Raw genomic sequence first — 18,220 nt, 5'->3', positions numbered from 1 at the left:
TCTTCTCTCGTTTCTCACTTCTCTTTACTCACTTCTCCAGCGAGACGCGCATGACCGCAAAGACCATCCTCCTCGACGGCAACAGCCTTACCCGCGAACAACTGGTCGCCGTAGCGCGCCAAGGCCTTAGCGTGGAGTTGGACTCGTCGCAGCTCCATCGGGTGCAGCGCGCGGCGGATTTCCTGGCGGAGAAGGTCAGTTGCGGCGAACCGACCTACGGCGTCACCACCGGTTTCGGCAGCAATGCCGACAAGCTGTTGGGCGCGCATCGTCTGCGCGACGAGCTGCCGGGGGCTGCGCTGGGCAGGCACGGCGCGGACAAGCCGGAAGGTACCTTGCTGGATGAGCTACAGCACAACCTGATCACCACCCATGCTGTCTGCGTCGGTAAGCCGTTTTCGGCGGAAGTGGTGCGCGCCATGCTGGTGATTCGCATCAACACGCTGATGCGTGGCCATTCCGGTATCCGCGTGGAAACGCTGCGGGCGCTGACCGCGATGCTCAACAGCGGCGTGGTGCCGGTGGTGCCTGAGAAGGGCTCGGTGGGTGCCAGCGGTGACCTTGCACCGCTATCGCATCTGGCGATCGTGCTGCTGGGCGGCGGCGAGGCGTTCTACGAAGGCGAGCGCATGCCGGGTGCCGAGGCGCTGAAGCGCGCCGGCCTAACGCCGATCCGCCTGTCGTTCAAGGAAGGCCTGGCGCTGAACAACGGTACCGCGCAGATGCTGGCCACGGCAGCGCTGGCACTGGATACGCTGGAATACCTGCTGGACACCGCCGACCTGGCCGCAGCGATGACGCTCGATGCGTTTGCCGGCCGCAGCGGCGCGTTGCGGCCGGAGGTGCATGCGCTGCGCCCGCATCCGGGCCAGGTCGATGTGGCTGCCCATGTGCGCGAGTTGCTCGCCGAAAGCACCTTGGTCGACATTCCTTATCACCTCGTGCCGCGCTTCAAGCAGTGGAGTGCCGAGGCCTGGGTGGAACCCGAGGATCAGGCGCTCAGCTTCGATATCGGTTGGGACTGGGTGCCGGCGAATCAGCGCCATGGCCGTGAGGCTTTCTACAGCCGCTTCCTGCCGTTCAAGGGCGGCAAGAAGCACCAGCCGCAGGATGCTTATTGCCTGCGCTGCATGCCGCAGGTGCATGGCGCGGTGCGCGATGCGTGGGCCCAGGCCTGCCGCGTGATCGACATCGAATTGAATGCCGTCACCGATAACCCGCTGATCTTCCCGGATGCGGAAGGCGCGCAGTTCATCGAGGAGCAGGTGATTTCGGCTGGCCACTTCCACGGCATGCCGCTGGCGCTGGCGATGAGTTACGTGAAAGCCGCCATTCCCGTGTTGGCCTCGATTTCCGAGCGCCGCCTCAACAAACTGGTGGATCCGGCGACCAACGACGGCCTGCCGGCCTTCCTCACCGGTAATGAAGACGGAACCGATTCTGGCTTCATGATCGTGCAGTACACCGCCGCGGCGCTGGTCAACGATCTTGCCACGCGCGCGCATCCAGCCAGCGTGTATTCGGTGCCGACCAGTGCGAACGCGGAAGACCATGTCTCGATGGGCGCGAACGAAGCCCGTCACGTGCTGGAGATGATGGACGACCTCAGTCACGTTGTTGCCCTGGAGCTCTACACCGCTGCGCAAGCGCTGGATTTCCGCCAGGCCATGCTCAATGCCGCCCGCCGACTTGCTGCGCGCGGCGACTGGGAGGCTTTGGCCGGCAAGGTGGCGAACGCGCCGCGCGAAGATCACCCGCATTACCCGCAATTCGCCGACGAGGTGCGCCAGCTCACCGCGGCGCTGGCCAACGTGGGCGATTTCCACGCCGGCGCGCCGGTGCGCAAGGCGCATGAATTGATCCGCCGGCATATCGGCTTCATGTCGCGCGACCGTGCGATGGATGGCGATGTGCGCACGGTGTGTGAATTGGTGGGGCAGCGCGCCATCGGTTGATCTCGCTCGGGCGCAGCAATGGCGCCCAGCAGTTCCTGTTGGCAGATCGGCTGGTTTTTAAGGGCATCCCTTTCAAGGTGGTCGCTCCTGCCCAGGGCTATTCAGCTACGCTTGCAACGACGCTCGAGGGGAGTGAGTGATGGCAGGCAGCGAAACGCGTGTGCGTCCATGGGTTGACTCATGGACCTTGGTGGGGCTGGTGTTGTTGCTGTTGCCTTTGCTCACGATGGTGCATGAGCTGCTTGGGCATGCGCTCACCTGTATCGCCTCCGGTCATCGGCCCAGCGAGCTCGGCGCCTATTACATCGAGTGCCCCTCTACGAGCGGGTGGACTACCCGCATCGTCGCGATGGCAGGTACCGGCATGGATGTCCTGCTGGCGGTGCTGGCGTATCTCGCGTGGCGCAGGGTGGAGCGGCCGCTGCCGCGATTGATGCTCTGGATCGTGTTTGCCGTGAAAGCCATGGTCGCGGCCGGTTACTGGATGTTCTCGGGCCTCACCAATCTCGGCGACTGGGGGCCGGACGTGGGCGGCGGCATCGGTCCGCTGCCCTGGCCGTGGTTATGGAGAGCTGGGTTGTTCGCGGTCGGCTTGTACGCCTACATCCGGGTGGTTCGCCTGAGTATCCGCATGCTGATCGCGATGCTGGGTGGGGGGGATCAGGCCCGCCGCGTCAAAAGGCAAATCGCGATGACGGTTTATGTGGTCGGTGGCGTGGGTGCGTTCGTGGTCAGCCTGTTCAATCCGCACGGCATCGTGATCACTTTGTCTTCGGCGATGGCTTCGTCGTTCGGCGGGCTGGCTGGCTTGTTCAACGTCGCGTATTCCCGGCGCTGCGATCTGCCGGCGCGGGATTTTTTCATTGGTCGCCATAGCGCCCTCGTTGTGGTCGGGCTGCTGGTGACTCTGGCGTTTGCAGCCGTCCTGGGGCCGACTATTTATTTGCGGTGAGCGGGCAGATAACCGGAGCAGGTTTGAGCTGGATTGATTCTTAGAGCCTGTTCAAAATCTCTACGCTGGAACATAGGGGGGCGGGCTGCGCTGTGGGGGTGTCTTTAGTGTTCGCGACAATCGATGCGCCTTCGCGACCTGGCCGCTTACGCAGCGGGCGTTCCGCCTCGCTGCCGCGAGTCGGGTCACTTTCTCTTTGCTGGCCCAAAGAGAAAGTAACCCAAGAGAAATGGCCTAAGAGCAGGCCGTGGGCTCTGTAGCTGCGCCTTTTCCAGTGTCAGGCGTCCGGAATGCCCGCTGTATAAGCGGCCAGGTCGCGGTAACCCAACATCAATGCAAGAAACCAAACGTATACCCCCGCGCGCAGAGGCGAGCCGTTCCATACAGAACCAGAGATTTTGAACAGGCTCTCAGCGCGAGTGGGTAGCGCGCATCATGTGGCGCGATGCCCAACCTAACCAAAGCACGATCAACGCAATCGTCAGTTTCTGCATGAGTCCATGCGGAAGCCCTGGGGCAAACACCTGTAGCCACAGGACGGCCGTGGCCAACCAGGCCAATGCCAGGCCCGGAAGATGACCTCGCGCCATGTGAGGGTCGCGGCGCCAGCGGTTGGCAAGCAGCAGCATGCCGAAGCTCAGCCAGAGAAACGTCGCCTGTGCCGCCAGCCCGTGAGTCAGCCTGGCCAGGTTTTCGTGCGGGCCGCCGGCAAATAGCTCGGTCGTAGCTACCACGGGCAGTGCCAGGCCTGCACCGGCGAACAGTGCTGAAGCGAGCCCGCTGCGTAGCGGGGCGGTCGTTACCCGGTAGCTGCCCCAGGCGAAGCCGAGCAGGGCGATAGCGATCAGGTCGTAGACGGCGCGCACATACAGTCCGCCGGGGCCGGTCAGGTAGGCGCTCAGCGGTACCGCCACCGGGTCCAGATCGGTGCGCCAGAACTGTGCCGCGGTGCAGACCACGGCAAATGCCGTCACGGCAAGGATCATGAGGCGGGCTGCGGGCCTGACTTGCGAGAACGGGTGCGGGCTAAGCATGGGGATTCACGAGGGTTTCCGGGGCTGCCGGAGTATAGGGAGGTTGGAGGCAGGGCAGCTATGAGGGTGCTTGGCGATGCGGGGCTTGCAGGTCTTGCCGAGGCCGCCGGGCCTGCGTATGATGCGATCCACTGTATTAACGCATTAGTACATTATGAAGCGACGATCGCTCGATCCCGAAACCCCGTCCGAGTCCGCTGAGCTCAGTCTTTGCGAGGCCTTGCTCTCGTTGAAGAGCACGGACGAAATGAGCGCGTTTCTGCGCGACCTGTGTACGCCAGCAGAGCTTGAAGTGCTGGTCGACCGCTGGCGGGTGGTGCCGTATCTGCTCGACAGCGTGCCGTACCGCGAGATCCACGAGCACACCGCGGTGAGCATCACCACCATCGGGCGCGTGGCGCGGTTCCTCAATCAGGGTAATGGCGGTTATCAGGCGGCGGTGGCACGCACCGCGCGCCGCCGTGCCGCAGCCAAGAAGGCGAAGTCATGAAGACGCGTGACCGTTTGCGTATCGCGATGCAGAAGTCCGGCCGGCTGACCGAGCCCGCGCTGGACCTGCTCACCCGCTGCGGCCTGACCTTCCGTCAGAGCCGCGACAAGTTGTTCTGTTTCGGCGAGGGCGAGCCGGTCGACCTGCTACTGGTGCGCGATGACGACATTCCCAGCCTGATTGCGCAGGGCGTGTGCGACCTGGGCATCGTCGGGCGTAACGTGCTCAGCGAGTACCGGCTTACCGATGGTCGCGAGGCTGAACCCCTGGCCGAATGGCGGCCGCTGGGTTTCGGTCGCTGCCGGCTTTCCATCGCCGTGCCGCAGGAGATGGACTATCAGCAGCCGCAGCACCTGGCCGGGCGGCGCATCGCTACCTCGTATCCGGGCCTGCTTCGCGAATGGCTGCGCTTGAATGATGTGAATGCCGGCGTGGTGACGCTGGCCGGCTCGGTGGAGATTGCCCCGAAACTCGGCACCGCCGATGCGATCTGCGACCTGGTGCAGAGCGGCGGCACGCTAGTCGCCAATCACCTGCGCGAAGCCGATGTGTTGCTGGAGAGCGAGGCCGTGCTCGCCGGCCCGCAGACACTCCCGGTCGACGAGCGCGGCGACATGATCGAACTGCTGCTCAAGCGCCTTGATGGTGTGATGCAGGTGCGCGAATCGCGTCTGCTGCTGCTGCAGACCTCACGTCACACATTGGACGCGGTCACCCGCCTGCTGCCGGGCGGCCCGCAGCCGACCTTGCTGCCGGTGGCGGGTCAACCGGATCAGCTGATGCTGCAAGCGCTGTGCGCAGGTGAAGTGAGCTGGCGGCAGTTGGAAGAAATCAAGAAAGCCGGCGCACGCGAAATGTTCGTGCTGCCGGTGGAGAAGATGCTGGCATGAAACGTTTGGATTGGAATCGACTGGACGCCGTCGCGCAGCGTGAAGCGCTCGCGAGGCCCGCGCAGGCGCGAGCCGACGCGTTGCGTCTCGGTGTGGAGCAGATCATTGCGCAAGTGCGCGCAGGCGGCGACACGGCCTTGCGCGAACTGAGCGCGAAGTACGACCGCTGCGCGATCGACGCTATCGAAGTGACCGAGGCGGAGTTTGCCGCCGCCGAAGCGGCGCTTGCGCCAGAGTTGAAGGCGGCCATCGAAGAGGCGGCCTCACGCATTGCCATGTTCCATCGCGAGGCGGCCCCCCGGCCCGTCGCCGTGGATACCGCCAAAGGCGTGCGGGTGGAGCGGGTGCTGCGCGCCATCAGCAAGGTGGGCTTGTATGTGCCGGCCGGCAGCGCGCCGCTACCGTCGACCGCGCTGATGTTGGGCGTACCCGCCGGTATCGCCGGTTGTCGCGAGGTCGTGTTGTGCTCGCCTGCGCGGGCGGATGGCCGTTGCGATGAAGCCGTGTTGTTCGCGGCACGCATGACCGGCGTGCACAAGGTCTTCAAGCTCGGCGGTGCGCAGGCGATTGCCGCGATGGCCTACGGCACGGCATCGGTACCTCGTTGCGACAAGCTGTTCGGTCCGGGCAATGCGTGGGTCACCGAGGCCAAATTGCAGGTGTCGAGCGATCCGGAAGGCGCGGCCATCGATATGCCGGCGGGTCCGTCCGAGGTGCTGGTGATCGCGGATGCCGAAGCCAATCCGGCCTTCGTCGCCGCGGATCTGTTGTCGCAAGCCGAGCACGGTCCGGATTCGCAGGTGATCCTGCTCAGTCCCTCCGTCGCGATGCTCGACCAGGTATCCGCCGAAGTCGAACGCCAATGCGCCGAACTGCCGCGGGCGTCGATTGCTGCGCAGGCCCTGGCGCAGAGTCGCCTGATCCTCGTCGATTCGCTGGCGCAAGCGGTGGAAGTGAGTAATCGCTATGCGCCGGAGCATCTGATTCTGCAGGTGGCCGAGCCGCGCGCTTTACTTGATGGCATCGATAGCGCCGGTTCGATCTTCCTCGGTGCGTGGACGCCCGAATCGGTGGGCGACTATTGCAGCGGCAGCAACCACGTGCTGCCGACTTACGGTTATGCGCGCAGCTATAGCGGCGTGTCGGTGGCGAGTTTCCAGAAGCAGATCACCGTGCAGGAACTGAGCGCGGATGGTCTGCGGGAAATCGGCCCTTGCACGGCGACCCTCGCTGCGGCCGAGCAACTGGAAGCTCACCGGAGGGCGGTGACCCTTCGCCTGGCGGCCTTGGAGGCGAAAGCATGAGCGTCCTCGATCTGGCACGCCCGGAAATTCGCGCGATGCAGCCGTATTCGTCGGCACGCATGGAGGCCAGCGGCGGGAAAATCCTGCTCAACGCCAACGAGTCCGCCTGGGCGCCATCGGGCGAGGCAGGCAAGGGCTGCAACCGTTATCCCGATCCGCAGCCGGCCGCTTTGGTGAACGCGCTGGCCGAACTCTACGGCGTGCACAACGACCAGCTTTTGGTAGGGCGCGGTAGCGATGAAGCGATCGACCTGCTGGTACGCGCCTTCTGTCGCGCCGGTGAGGACGCCATTGTCATCCAGCCGCCGACCTTCGGCATGTACGCCGTTTGCGCACGCATTCAGAACGCCGGGGTGATCGAGGTGCCGCTGGCGGCGGATTTCATGCTGGACGTCGACGCCGTGCTGGCGGCCGTCACGTCTGCGGTGAAATTAGTCTTCGTTTGCACGCCCAACAACCCGACCGGACAGCCGATTCCCCGCGACGAGATCGTGCGTCTGGCGGAAGCACTGCGTGGTCGTGCGCTGCTGATCGTCGATGAGGCGTATCTGGAATTTTCGGACGCTGAGAGTGTGTCGAGCCTGATCGACAGCTACGACCATCTCGCCGTGTTGCGCACGTTGTCCAAAGCCTGGGCGTTGGCCGGTGCGCGCATCGGCTGCCTGCTGGCGAATGCCGAAGTGATCGCGCTGCTGCGCCGGATCATGCCGCCTTATCCCTTGCCGTTGCCCTGCGTGGCGGCAGCGCTTGAGGGGCTGTCCGCGCAGGGACGAGCAGACGCCTATGCGCACATCCGCGTCGTGCGCGCCGAGCGTGCACGCATGGCCGCCGCGCTCGCGACGCCGCCAGGCGTGCGGGCCGTGTTGCCATCGCAGGCCAATTTCCTGGCGGTGCGTTTCGACGATGCCGGCGCCGTCTATCAGCGCCTGTTGGCCGAGGGCATCGTGGTGCGCGACGTGCGGCGTTATCCGAACCTTGGCGATGCCTTGCGCATCACCATCGGCACACCGGAGGAAAACGATCGGGTGTTGGCCATATTGAAGAGTCTGGCCATGGATGGCCGGGTTCTTGCCGATGGATCGGCCTATGGATCGGTATCAGGTAAACACTCATGAGTCGCAAAATACTTTTCGTCGACCGCGACGGCTGCTTGATCGAAGAGCCGACGGACGAGCAGATCGACAGTTACGAGAAGCTAGCCCTGCTGCCAGGCGTTATCGCTTCGCTGCAACGCTGCGTAGCCGCCGGCTACGAATTGGTGATGGTGACCAATCAGGATGGCCTCGGTACCGAGCGCTTTCCCGAGCCGCATTTCACCGGACCGCATGAACTGCTGATGCGCATCCTCGCCTCGCAGGGCATCCGCTTCCGCGAAGTGCTGATCGACCGCAGTTTCCCGCACGAGGGGCTGGACACGCGCAAGCCCGGCGTGGGTATGCTGCGTCACTATCTGGCGGACGACAACTGGAGCCGTGCCGCATCGGCGATGGTGGGCGATCGCGAGACCGACTTGCAGTTCGCCGCCAACATGGGCGTGCGCGGTTTCCGTGTGGGGCCGCAAGGCATCTCATGGGATGACATCGCTCATCAGTTGCTGGATGCGCCGCGCACGGCGACGGTGCTGCGCAACACCAAGGAAACCCAGATTACGGTGAGCGTGGACCTGGACCGTATCGCCGAGCCGACGGCGCATACCGGCCTGGGTTTCTTCGACCACATGCTGGAGCAGATCGGCAAGCACGGCGGCTTCGCCTTGGAGCTGCACTGTGACGGCGATACGCATATCGACGAGCACCACACCATTGAAGACTGCGCGCTCGCGCTGGGTCAGGCGCTGCGACAGGCGCTGGGTGACAAGCGCGGCATCGGCCGCTACGGCTTCACCTTGCCGATGGACGAGTCGCAGGCTAGCGCCGCGCTGGATTTGTCCGGCCGACCGTTCTTCGTGTTCGAAGGCAGTTTCCCGCGCGAACGCGTAGGCGAGGTGCCGACCGAGCTGGTGCCACATTTCTTCCGCTCGCTGTGCGAGACGCTCGGCGCGAACCTGCACCTGAGCGTGCGCGGCGACAACGCGCACCACATGGTCGAGGCCTGTTTCAAAGTGGTTGCGCGTACCTTGCGCCAGGCGATTCGGCGCGAAGGCAGCGAGCTGCCGAGTACCAAAGGAGCCTTGTAATGGCGGTTGTTCTGGTCGATGCCGGTGGCACCAATATCGGTTCGGTGCGCTATGCCTTGCAGCGTCTTGGTGCGGATGCTGCGCTGACTTCGGACGCCGCGACCATCCGCGCGGCCGACAAGGTGATCCTGCCTGGCGTTGGCGCGGCGGGCCCTGGCATGGCACGCCTGCGCGAACTGGGTCTGGTCGAACTGATGCGCTCGCTGACCCAGCCGGTGCTCGGCGTCTGCCTGGGCATGCAGCTGCTGTGCGAGTGGTCGGAAGAGAGCGAAACCGAATGCCTTGGGTTGATCCCCGCATCGGTGCGTCGCTTTGAGGAAGCACCGGGCCTGCGCGTACCGCATATGGGCTGGAACCAGTTGAAGGTAAGGAAGGAACACTCTCTATTGAAAGGATTGGGCGAGCAGGACTGGGCGTACTTCGTGCACAGCTATGCCGTGTCGGTAGGCGACTACAGCCTGGCCACCGCCGACCATGGCGGCGAATTTTCAGCCGTCATCGCCAGTGGCAATTTTCATGGCATGCAATTCCATCCTGAGCGTTCGGCTGCGGTTGGCGCCACCTTGTTGAAGAACTTTCTAGAGTTATGACGACGTGTATATGAAGAGCTTTACGGTCATCCCTGCCATCGATCTGCGCGAAGGGCACGTAGTGCGCCTGCGCCAGGGCGACTATGCGCAGCAGACCACCTATGAGTTTGCCCCGCAGGCACTGGCGCAACGCTACGCCGACGCAGGCGCGGCGTGGTTGCACGTGGTGGACCTGGACGGCGCCCGCTCCGGCAGCCTCGACAACCTCCAGATCATCGAAGCCATTGCCCGCAACGGCATGAAGGTGCAGGCCGGCGGTGGCGTACGTGGCGAAGAAGATCTGCGCCGATTGTTCGATGCCGGTGTCAGCCGCGTCGTGCTGGGCAGCGTGGCGATCCGCGAGCCGGCCCTGGTCGGATCATGGCTCGGCAAATACGGTGCGGAGCGCCTGACCATCGCCTTGGATACGCGCCGCGTCGATGGACGCTGGGCCTTGCCCAGTGCCGGCTGGACCGAGTTGGAAGCGCGCTCACTGGACGAGTTGGCACCCTGGTATGCCGCGCGTGGCGCATGTCACCTGTTGTGCACCGACATCGATCGCGACGGCATGCTGGCAGGCTTCAATCTCGACCTCTATCGCCATCTTGCGAAGGTGGCGCCGACCTTGGCCGTGCAGGCCTCCGGTGGTGTGCGTTCGCTGGATGACATCCATGCCGCTCGTGCCGCGGGCGCGCTTGGCGTGATTCTGGGGCGGGCTCTGCTGGAAGGCCGCTTCACCATCGAGGAGGCCTTGGCATGCTGAGCCGCCGCATCATTCCGTGCCTGGACGTGCGCGACGGCAAAGTGGTCAAGGGTGTGCGCTTTCGCGACCACGTGGTGATGGGCGAGATCGTCGAGCTGGCCATGCGCTATCGCGACGAAGGTGCCGACGAGCTGGTGTTCTACGACATCACCGCCAGCCCGGAAGGCCGCAGCGTGGATCGCGGCTGGGTGGAGCGCGTGGCGCGGGTGATCGATATTCCGTTCTGCGTGGCCGGTGGCATCCGCAGTGTGGATGACGCACGCGAGGTGCTGTATGCGGGCGCCGACAAGATTTCGGTGAACTCCCCGGCGTTGGAGCGGCCGTCGCTGATCGACGAACTCGCCGATGCCTTTGGCGTGCAGTGCGTGGTGGTCGGTATCGATAGCCTGCGCGATGCCGACGGTGAATGGCGCGTGCGCCAGTACACCGGCGACCCGTCGAAGATGCAGGCGCTGGCACGCCGCACGTTGGACTGGATGATCGAGGCGCAGCAGCGCGGTGCCGGCGAGATCGTGCTCAATTGCATGGGCAGCGATGGCGTGCGCCAAGGGTACGACCTGGACCAGCTCGACGCCGCCCGCATGCTTTGCAGCGTCCCGCTCATCGCCTCTGGCGGCGCAGGCGCGCCGGAGCATTTCCGCGACGCTTTCACCGTGGCGGATGTGGATGGTGCACTGGCCGCCAGCGTGTTCCACAGCGGTGCCATCGCCATTCCCGAGCTCAAGCGCTATCTGCGCGAGCAGGGCATCGAGATTCGTGATTGAGTGTGAGGAAGACCCCATGACCGACATCAACACCGACATCGTCCGCCTCGACTGGAGCAAGGGCGATGGCCTGCTGCCCGCCGTCATCCAGCACTGGCTGAGCGGCGAGGTCTTGATGCTGGGCTATATGAATGCCGAAGCGCTGGCGCAGACCCAGCGCGAGGGCAAAGTCACCTTCTACAGCCGCAGCAAGCAGCGCTTGTGGACCAAGGGCGAGAGTTCCGGTCACGTGCTGCTGCTCAAATCGATCCGCATCGACTGCGATGCGGATACCTTGTTGATCCAGGCCGAGCCGCATGGGCCGACCTGTCACCTCGGCACCTCCAGCTGCTTCGGCGAGAGCGCCCAGGTACGCCCGCCACTGGGCTTTCTCGCCAAGCTGGATCACCTGGTCGAGCGCCGCTACACAGAGCGGCCCGCGGGCAGTTACACCACCAGCCTCTTCGAGGGCGGCATCCGGCGCATGGCGCAGAAGGTGGGTGAGGAAGGCGTCGAGACGGCCTTGGCTGCTGTGGCACAGGATGACGAGGCGCTGTTGGGTGAAGCGGCCGATCTGGTCTTCCACTTGATGGTGGCGTTGCGCGCGCGAGGTCTTGGCATGGCCGACGTCGAACGTGTGCTGGCGGCGCGTCATCAAAAGGCCGCGTGATTCCTCTTCATGATTAGCCTTGAATCTCAGCTGGGCGCGCTGTTAGCTCCCTCCCCTGCTCGCAGGGGAGGGTTGGGGAGGGGTGAGTACTTGAGAAAGCGTTTCGGAGAGGTTTTCTCAAGTGTTCACCCCCTCCCGGCCTCCCCCTGCAAGCAAGGGGAGGAGAAAAGCGCGCCCAGCTGAGATTCAAGGCTAATCAGGCCACCATGGAGGAGAGCTTATTTAAGAGCGCTCAATCCAGCGGCAGGTGATTCGCATACGGCCCGCGTGCCGCCATGAACGCCGAAGGAGTCATCCCGGCGAAATCGCGGAACTCATGCACGAGATGGGCCTGGTCGCTATAGCCGTTGTCGGCGGCGACCTGACTCCAGTCCACACTGGCGAGCGAGTGAGCTTCGTCCACGACGGCACGAAAGCGCATCAGCCGCGCATAGCGCTTGGGACCCATGCCGACCTGGCGGCGAAATAGCCGTCCGAACCGATATTCCGAAAGCCCGGTGTCGCGCACCAATGCGGCGATGCGCGCCACCTGTGGTTGCCGGTGCAGAAACGACAAGGCATGACGCACCGCGGGGTCCAGCGATGGCGTGTGGATGCGCGCCCGCAGCCAATGCTCCAGTACCGCCAGTCGCTGCGTCGGATCGGGCGTGTGCAACAAGCGTTCGCGCAGCTGACGTGCGGCGCCGCCGAACAGGTCTTCCAGGCCGATGTCGTGTTCGGCCAGTACGCCGTGATCCTCGCCGGTCAGCGCATGCGCGCCGCCAGGGCGGAACACCACGCCCATCACACGCACTTGTTCGGCGGTGTCGATGATCTGGCTGCGCAGGCAGGGGCCGCCGATGATCGCGGCCGGTGCGCGTACGCAACGGCGTGCCGTGTCGTCGCTGTAGACGCGGGTTTCGTTCTCATGGAGATTGATGATGAGCGACGCGCCTGGTGTGGGCAGCACGCGTTCGTAGTGATGGCCCGCAGCCGGCATGTCCCAGTCCCACAGGCGTTCGACCAAGGCGTCGAGCGGTGGCGCGGGTTTGAGGACGTGGTGGCCCATCGGCAGACTCCTGGCGAGTCGCCACAGTCTATTCCCGTTGGGGGCGCTCAGGTCTTGGGCGCTGTGTCCGGCGTGGCAGGAATGGTGCGCACGATCATGTCCTGCGGCGTGGACAGCGGCAGCCCGCTCGCGCGCAGTTTGTCGATGATCTCGAACAGCAGATCGCTTTTCACGTTGCTGGCGTCGCGCGGATTGCCGACGTAGGCGGTACAGAGGAAGCTCATCGAGCCGCCGTCGAGGTTGTCCAGCAGCACGCTGGGGGCGGGCGATTCCTGCGTGGTCGGGTGCGCGGTCAGCGCGCCCAGGATGATCTTGCGGGCCTTGAACGCATCAGTGCCCAGCGGCATCGGCAGGCGGATCTGTACGCGTCCCAGCGCGCCGGCCTGGGTCACGTTGCGTACGGTCTGGGTGATCAGCTGCGAATTAGGCACGATCACGATGGAGCGATCCCATTGCTGGATCTCGGTGGCGCGCACGTTGATGCGTTTGATATTGCCTTCGGCACCGGTGAGGCTCACCCAGTCGCCCACCTTCACCGGGCGCTCCGCCAGCAGGATCAGGCCGGAGATGAAGTTCTGCACGATCGCCTGCAAACCGAAGCCGATACCCACGGTCAGCGCGCTGGCCACCCAGGTGATGCTCTGCAGGTCCACTTTCAGCGCGCCCAGCACCAGCACGAACACCAGCACGCTGCCGACATAGCCAAGCAGGGTGACGACGGACGTCCGCATGCCCGGTTCCAGCGAGGTCTTGGGGAGCAGTTCGTGACCCAGCCAGCGCTTGACCAGGCGCATCACCAGCGTGCCGGTCAACAGCACCAGCAAGGCGGAGAGGATGTTGCCCGGCACGATGGGCAGGGTGCCGATGGAGCGCACTGCGAACAGCTGCCCGCCGCGCGACAGCAGTTCTCCCGGGCCGGCACCATAAGGCGCAAGCAATAGCGGCAGGGTCAGCAAGAGCAGAAAGGCGCGCGCGAGTCCGGAAAGCACCACCGCCGCCTGTTCCAGCCGCGCCGGCGCGACGCCGAAGGCTTCTTGCATGCGGTTACCCGCGCGCGAATCGGGCGAAAACAGGGTGGCGAACAGGTCGCTGACCAGATGCATCAACAGATACAGCGAGGCGACGATAAAACCGCCGCGCACCATCTGCCGTGCCACGAAGAAAGCAAAGGCGATGTAGCCGGTGAGCAGCCCGAGCAGCGACAGCACCACGCCGACGAACGCCGCCGCCACCAGCAGGCCGACCCACAAGGGGCGTTTCGCGGGCGTCTCGCCGGACGCGATCAGCGCGCGTCGCGAGCGGCCCATGCGGATCAGTGCCGCCGCGAGTAGCGCGGCGATCAGCAACGTGAGCGTGCCGTTGACCGCCACCGTGGCGGCCAGGCTGGCGCCGATATCGTGCGTCACCCGTTCGGCTACGCCGAGCAGCACCGTGCACCAGGCCAGCAGCCAAGGGAACGGATGCAGGCGTCGCGCGAGATCGTCGTTGATCGCCGGCATGCGCCATGACGGCCGGCCGGCGCTGAGCAGGGCACGGCCGAGTCCCGCCACGCACGACGTCACCACTGCCAGCCGCACCAGCCCGAGTGCGGACGCGCGCATGTCGTCGCCCAGCGTGCCGTTCCAGTCGATGCCGAGATAAGCCAGGTACGCGGCAACGCTATAGGTAAGCGTGGTGCCCAGGGTGATCAGCACCGCCAGGGTGCTGCGGCGCAGATGTCCCGATGGCATGCGGTCGCTGGTGAGCTGCACCAGCACACGCTCCAGCTGCCGTCGGCCGAGCGCGAGCAAGGCAATAGCGGCGATCAGGCACAGGATGAATGGCGTGCGATTCGGTGGCTGCCAGGCCTGGCGCAGCGCGCCGAGTGCTTCGGCGCCCAGCAGTTTCAGCCCCGCCTGATCGTCGGGCAGGCTGTGCGACAGCAACGTCCAGAACGCGCCGCTCAGTGGCGACGCGGTGCGCTGGCTGATCTGCGCGTCGAACAGATCGCGGCGCAGGCCGGCGATCTGGGTGATCAGCTGCTGGGCTTCCAGGCTGAGCGTCTGCGCCTGCTTGGTCTGTGCATCCAGATCGGCCTTGGCCTTGTTGAGCTCCTTGCGCTGGGCGACCACTTCGGTCGCTTCCGGCGGTGCACCTTTCTCGGGCGCCGGGCCGAGCACGTCGAGCTTGGCCTTCAATCCTTCTGCTTGCGGCGCCAGGCTGGCGCTCTGCTGGTCGGCCTGTTGTTGCAGCGCCTGCACCTTGCCGCGCAGATCCACCAGCACGCCATCGTTGAGCTTGTCGGTATCGGTGAGCGCCTGCTTGACCTGGTCGAGCTGGCTGTTCAACTGATCCATGCTGATCGGCGCGGGCTGCGGCGGCACCGTGCCCGTGTTGTCCTGGGCCAGGGCGAGGGAACTGCAGCCGATGGCGAGCAGCAGGATCAGCAGGGAGCGAAGCAGGGTAGACATGGCCGGCATCATCCGGGCGCACCTGTGCGGGGTCAATCAAAACCGGGATGGGTCTTGACGGCTTGTTCAGATGCTTGCTCTCACGCTCGCGCGATGGACTGGATTTCGATCATCGACACGGCTGCTCCTGCTTGGGACGGCGACGTAGCCAAGGCTCGCGCCTTGCAGACTGCATGGGCGAAACGCGTACGGCTGGAGGAGGACTTTCCAGAGCCGCGGTGTATCGCCGGTGTGGACGTGGGCTTCGAGGAACAGGGCGCGATCACCCGCGCGGCGGCGGTATTACTGGATGCGCAGACGCTGGTTCCTATCGCCGAAGCCGTAGCGCGCTTGCCCACCTGCATGCCGTATATCCCGGGCTTGCTGTCGTTTCGCGAATTGTCGGCGGTGCTGCGGGCCTTGGCGGGATTGCCCGAGGTGCCGGATCTGATTTTTGTGGATGGACAGGGTATTGCGCATCCACGTGGTCTTGGCATTGCTTCGCATCTCGGTGTGATCACCGGTCTGCCGACCATTGGTGTCGCGAAGACCCTTCTGGTGGGGCGGCATGATGAGGTGGGTGAGCGGCGTGGTGATCGTGCGGACTTGATCTATCAGGGGCGCGTGATCGGCACGGTGTTGCGCAGCAAGGATCGGGTGAAGCCGTTGATTGTGTCGCCGGGGCATCGGGTGAGTGTGGCGGGGGCGGCGAATCGGGTGTTGGGGTGTTGTACGCGGTATCGGTTGCCGGAGCCGACGCGGTTGGCGGATCGGTTGGCATCGCGACGCGGCATGTAGCTCCCTCTCCCCTCCGGGGAGAGGGTTGGGGTGAGGGGTGGGTGCTCGCGACACCGCTTCTATTTTCGTCATTCCGGCGTAGGCCGGAATCCAGTGCCTTGTCGCTCGGTTGTCGCGTTATCGCGATCAGGCTCGCCTGCCGCGGGCTTCCGTCCGCCTGCCGGCGGCCGGGTCACTTCTCTTTGTTTGGTCAAAGAGAAGTAACCAAGAGAAAGACCACCCCGGTTTCGCGCTCTACGGGGCTTCGCCCCTTCGAGTCCGTGGGGTCTGGCCGGGCTTTTCGACAAGACGTCCCTGTCTTGTCGAAAAGGCATCGGCGTCCATGCCGATGCCCCCTTCGGGGCCTGATCGTCCAGCCCTCACCGCTGCACAGGGGGCCCGTGCACGGCTCGCTTACGCATCGCCGTGTCGCTCTTGTATCCCTTGGAGTAGCCCACAATTTCCTCATCTCAGTTACATACTCTTCAAGCACAATGCCGTTCCCGGCATGGCTGGAACGCTCATGATCTTCCGTTGGTTCGAATCGCTGATCGATGCTTTCAAGGAGCCGGTGGACGGCATGCCGCCGGAGTCGGTGTGGCGGTTTTATGTGTTCTATCTGCGCCAGGTGTGGCCGGTGTTTGCGGCGGCGATTGTGGTTGGCTTTGGCGTGGCCATTGTCGAGGTGTCGCTGTTTGGTTTTATCGGCAGCATTGTGGATATGGCGAAGGGGGCACCGGCGGCGGACTTTTTCAAGCAGCATGGTCATGCGTTGTTGTGGATGGGGTTTGTGGCGCTGATCGCGCGGCCGGTGTTGATCGGCCTGCATGATTTGCTGGTGAATCAGGCGATCGTGCCTAACCTTACCAACCGCATCCGCTGGCAGAACCATCGTTATGTGATACGGCAGAGTCTGGGGTTTTTCCAGAACGACTATGCGGGGCGCATCGCCAATCGCATCATGCAGACGGGTGGTTCGTTGCGTGAATCGGCGGTGCAGATCGTGGATGCGATCTGGTATGTGACGATCTATACCGGCAGTGCCATCGTGATGTTCGCCAAGGCGGATTTCTGGCTGGCGGCGCCGCTGGTGGTGTGGTTGTGCGCTTATGTGGCCGCGCTGAGTTATTTCGTGCCGCGGACCAAGGAGCGGTCGTGGCGCCAGTCGGAGGCGCGCTCGCGGTTGATGGGTCGCATTGTCGACGGTTACAGCAACGTCCTTACGCTCAAGTTGTTTGCGCACACGCATCGCGAGGAAGCCTATGTGGCCGAAGCGATGGGCGAGCAGGTTCAGCGTCTGCGCGCGATGACCCGGCTGACCACGGTGATGGATGCGACGATCACCACGCTCAACGGGTTTCTCATCGTTGGCACTTCAGCGCTGGCGATTTGGCTGTGGAGCCAGGGCAAGGTGACGGTAGGCGCGATTGCGCTATCCACCGGGCTGGTGATCCGCATCAACAACATGTCCGGCTGGATCATGTGGGTGGTTAACGGCATCTTCGAGAACGTGGGCACGGTGCAGGACGGCATCGAGACCATTTCCAAGCCGCGCGCGGTGCAGGACAGCGAGGGCGCGATGCCGCTGGAGGTGACCAACGGCGCGGTGCGTTTCGACGATATCCACTTTCACTACGGCAAGCAGGGCGGGGTGATCTCCGGCCTGGACCTGGCCGTGCGCGCGGGCGAAAAGATCGGAGTGGTGGGGCCGTCGGGCGCCGGCAAGTCGACGCTGGTGAATGTGTTGCTGCGTCTGTACGACCTGGAGGACGGCCGCATCCTGATCGATGGGCAGGACATCGCCCACGTCACACAGGAAAGCCTGCGCTCACAGATCGGCGTGGTGACGCAGGACACTTCGCTGTTGCATCGCTCGATCCGCGACAACCTGCTGTACGGCCGGCCCGACGCCAGCGAGGCGCAGATCCTCGATGCCGTGCGCAAGGCGCGCGCGGACGAGTTCATTCCGCAATTGGTCGATGGCGAAGGGCGCCATGGCTACGATGCTCTTGTCGGCGAGCGCGGCGTGAAACTCAGTGGCGGCCAGCGTCAGCGCATCGCGATCGCACGCGTGTTGCTCAAGGACGCCCCGATCCTGATCCTCGACGAAGCCACGTCGGCACTGGACTCGGAGGCCGAGGCGGCGATCCAGGACAGCCTGGAGCTGTTGATGCGCGGCAAGACAGTGATCGCCATCGCCCATCGTCTTTCCACCATTGCGCGCATGGATCGCCTGGTGGTGATGGACAAGGGCCTTATTGTCGAAAGCGGCACGCACGCCGAACTGATCGCCTATGGCGGGCTCTATGCACGGCTATGGCAGCGGCAGACGGGTGGATTTGTGGCGGCCGAGGACGATGCCCTGGCTTGATATGGATTGCACGTAATAACTTGCGAATCTCTTGAGTTGAGCAGATTTG

At 64.4% G+C, this 18,220-nt stretch carries 16 protein-coding genes; 13 read left to right on the top strand and 3 right to left on the bottom strand.

Annotated features, from left to right (window positions below; all coding sequences use genetic code 11):
* The first annotated feature begins 50 nt into the window (after positions 1-50).
* Entirely contained in the window at positions 51-1,955 is a 1,905-nt protein-coding gene (locus tag OUZ45_RS00425) for an HAL/PAL/TAL family ammonia-lyase (RefSeq protein ID WP_266167894.1), read from the top strand.
* 139 nt (positions 1,956-2,094) lie between these two features.
* Positions 2,095-2,907, top strand: a complete 813-nt coding sequence (locus OUZ45_RS00420) for a hypothetical protein (protein WP_266167893.1) — start codon at positions 2,095-2,097, stop codon at positions 2,905-2,907.
* Between the two features lie 410 nt (positions 2,908-3,317).
* On the opposite strand, the gene OUZ45_RS00415 is transcribed toward OUZ45_RS00420, so the two are convergent.
* Positions 3,318-3,893, bottom strand: coding sequence for a DUF998 domain-containing protein (locus OUZ45_RS00415; protein ID WP_266167891.1), 576 nt, complete (start codon positions 3,891-3,893; stop codon positions 3,318-3,320).
* Between the two features lie 202 nt (positions 3,894-4,095).
* On the opposite strand from OUZ45_RS00415, the gene OUZ45_RS00410 reads away from it, so the two are divergent.
* From OUZ45_RS00410 to hisIE, 9 genes are read left to right on the top strand one after another with little or no spacing between them, the layout of a single operon-like run.
* On the top strand, positions 4,096-4,431 hold the full coding sequence (locus tag OUZ45_RS00410) for a YerC/YecD family TrpR-related protein (RefSeq protein ID WP_266167889.1): 336 nt from the start codon (positions 4,096-4,098) through the stop codon (positions 4,429-4,431).
* Positions 4,428-5,321: an ATP phosphoribosyltransferase gene (hisG, locus tag OUZ45_RS00405; protein ID WP_266167888.1), complete on the top strand. Its 894-nt coding sequence runs from the start codon at positions 4,428-4,430 to the stop codon at positions 5,319-5,321. The genes OUZ45_RS00410 and hisG overlap by 4 nt, the downstream gene beginning before the upstream one ends.
* Complete coding sequence (gene hisD / locus OUZ45_RS00400; RefSeq protein ID WP_266167887.1) at positions 5,318-6,625, top strand: histidinol dehydrogenase; 1,308 nt, start codon at positions 5,318-5,320, stop codon at positions 6,623-6,625. The genes hisG and hisD overlap by 4 nt, the downstream gene beginning before the upstream one ends.
* Positions 6,622-7,740 (top strand): histidinol-phosphate transaminase, encoded by a 1,119-nt coding sequence (gene hisC, locus OUZ45_RS00395; RefSeq protein ID WP_266167886.1) that lies wholly within the window; start codon positions 6,622-6,624, stop codon positions 7,738-7,740. The genes hisD and hisC overlap by 4 nt, the downstream gene beginning before the upstream one ends.
* Positions 7,737-8,801 carry a bifunctional histidinol-phosphatase/imidazoleglycerol-phosphate dehydratase HisB gene (gene hisB / locus OUZ45_RS00390; RefSeq protein ID WP_266167885.1) on the top strand — a complete coding sequence of 355 codons (1,065 nt, stop codon included), beginning with the start codon at positions 7,737-7,739 and terminating at the stop codon, positions 8,799-8,801. The genes hisC and hisB overlap by 4 nt, the downstream gene beginning before the upstream one ends.
* A complete protein-coding gene (gene hisH, locus OUZ45_RS00385) occupies positions 8,801-9,391 on the top strand; it encodes an imidazole glycerol phosphate synthase subunit HisH (RefSeq protein WP_266167884.1) in 591 nt (196 codons plus the stop codon). Before hisB ends, hisH begins: the two co-directional genes overlap by 1 nt.
* A gap of 10 nt (positions 9,392-9,401) precedes the next feature.
* Entirely contained in the window at positions 9,402-10,133 is a 732-nt protein-coding gene (gene hisA, locus OUZ45_RS00380) for a 1-(5-phosphoribosyl)-5-[(5-phosphoribosylamino)methylideneamino]imidazole-4-carboxamide isomerase (protein ID WP_266167883.1), read from the top strand.
* On the top strand, positions 10,127-10,897 hold the full coding sequence (gene hisF, locus OUZ45_RS00375) for an imidazole glycerol phosphate synthase subunit HisF (RefSeq protein WP_266167882.1): 771 nt from the start codon (positions 10,127-10,129) through the stop codon (positions 10,895-10,897). Before hisA ends, hisF begins: the two co-directional genes overlap by 7 nt.
* Before the next feature lie 16 nt (positions 10,898-10,913).
* Entirely contained in the window at positions 10,914-11,546 is a 633-nt protein-coding gene (gene hisIE / locus OUZ45_RS00370; protein WP_266167881.1) for a bifunctional phosphoribosyl-AMP cyclohydrolase/phosphoribosyl-ATP diphosphatase HisIE, read from the top strand.
* Between the two features lie 232 nt (positions 11,547-11,778).
* Here the strand turns inward: hisIE and OUZ45_RS00365 are convergent, their stop codons facing one another.
* Both OUZ45_RS00365 and OUZ45_RS00360 read right to left on the bottom strand, forming a co-directional pair.
* Complete coding sequence (locus OUZ45_RS00365) at positions 11,779-12,594, bottom strand: helix-turn-helix domain-containing protein (RefSeq protein ID WP_266167880.1); 816 nt, start codon at positions 12,592-12,594, stop codon at positions 11,779-11,781.
* Positions 12,595-12,641: 47 nt separating this feature from the next.
* Positions 12,642-15,044: a DUF3772 domain-containing protein gene (locus OUZ45_RS00360; RefSeq protein WP_266167879.1), complete on the bottom strand. Its 2,403-nt coding sequence runs from the start codon at positions 15,042-15,044 to the stop codon at positions 12,642-12,644.
* A 93-nt stretch (positions 15,045-15,137) separates the two neighbouring features.
* On the opposite strand from OUZ45_RS00360, the gene nfi reads away from it, so the two are divergent.
* Both nfi and OUZ45_RS00350 read left to right on the top strand, forming a co-directional pair.
* Positions 15,138-15,821 (top strand): deoxyribonuclease V, encoded by a 684-nt coding sequence (gene nfi / locus OUZ45_RS00355; protein ID WP_266167878.1) that lies wholly within the window; start codon positions 15,138-15,140, stop codon positions 15,819-15,821.
* A gap of 505 nt (positions 15,822-16,326) precedes the next feature.
* Positions 16,327-18,171: an ABC transporter ATP-binding protein gene (locus OUZ45_RS00350; protein ID WP_266168330.1), complete on the top strand. Its 1,845-nt coding sequence runs from the start codon at positions 16,327-16,329 to the stop codon at positions 18,169-18,171.
* The last annotated feature ends 49 nt before the right edge of the window (positions 18,172-18,220 follow it).

Source organism: Dyella subtropica, from assembly GCF_026283965.1.
GTDB lineage: Bacteria > Pseudomonadota > Gammaproteobacteria > Xanthomonadales > Rhodanobacteraceae > Dyella_D > Dyella_D subtropica.
This window is presented reverse-complemented; position numbering and strand designations above follow the sequence as displayed.

Coding starts and splice junctions, on each gene's coding strand:
- OUZ45_RS00425 (WP_266167894.1), top strand. CDS start 51: ATGACCGCAAAGACCATCCTCCTCGACGGCAACAGCCTTACCCGCGAA.
- OUZ45_RS00420 (WP_266167893.1), top strand. CDS start 2,095: ATGGCAGGCAGCGAAACGCGTGTGCGTCCATGGGTTGACTCATGGACC.
- OUZ45_RS00415 (WP_266167891.1), bottom strand. CDS start 3,893: ATGATCCTTGCCGTGACGGCATTTGCCGTGGTCTGCACCGCGGCACAG.
- OUZ45_RS00410 (WP_266167889.1), top strand. CDS start 4,096: ATGAAGCGACGATCGCTCGATCCCGAAACCCCGTCCGAGTCCGCTGAG.
- hisG (WP_266167888.1), top strand. CDS start 4,428: ATGAAGACGCGTGACCGTTTGCGTATCGCGATGCAGAAGTCCGGCCGG.
- hisD (WP_266167887.1), top strand. CDS start 5,318: ATGAAACGTTTGGATTGGAATCGACTGGACGCCGTCGCGCAGCGTGAA.
- hisC (WP_266167886.1), top strand. CDS start 6,622: ATGAGCGTCCTCGATCTGGCACGCCCGGAAATTCGCGCGATGCAGCCG.
- hisB (WP_266167885.1), top strand. CDS start 7,737: ATGAGTCGCAAAATACTTTTCGTCGACCGCGACGGCTGCTTGATCGAA.
- hisH (WP_266167884.1), top strand. CDS start 8,801: ATGGCGGTTGTTCTGGTCGATGCCGGTGGCACCAATATCGGTTCGGTG.
- hisA (WP_266167883.1), top strand. CDS start 9,402: ATGAAGAGCTTTACGGTCATCCCTGCCATCGATCTGCGCGAAGGGCAC.
- hisF (WP_266167882.1), top strand. CDS start 10,127: ATGCTGAGCCGCCGCATCATTCCGTGCCTGGACGTGCGCGACGGCAAA.
- hisIE (WP_266167881.1), top strand. CDS start 10,914: ATGACCGACATCAACACCGACATCGTCCGCCTCGACTGGAGCAAGGGC.
- OUZ45_RS00365 (WP_266167880.1), bottom strand. CDS start 12,594: ATGGGCCACCACGTCCTCAAACCCGCGCCACCGCTCGACGCCTTGGTC.
- OUZ45_RS00360 (WP_266167879.1), bottom strand. CDS start 15,044: ATGTCTACCCTGCTTCGCTCCCTGCTGATCCTGCTGCTCGCCATCGGC.
- nfi (WP_266167878.1), top strand. CDS start 15,138: ATGGACTGGATTTCGATCATCGACACGGCTGCTCCTGCTTGGGACGGC.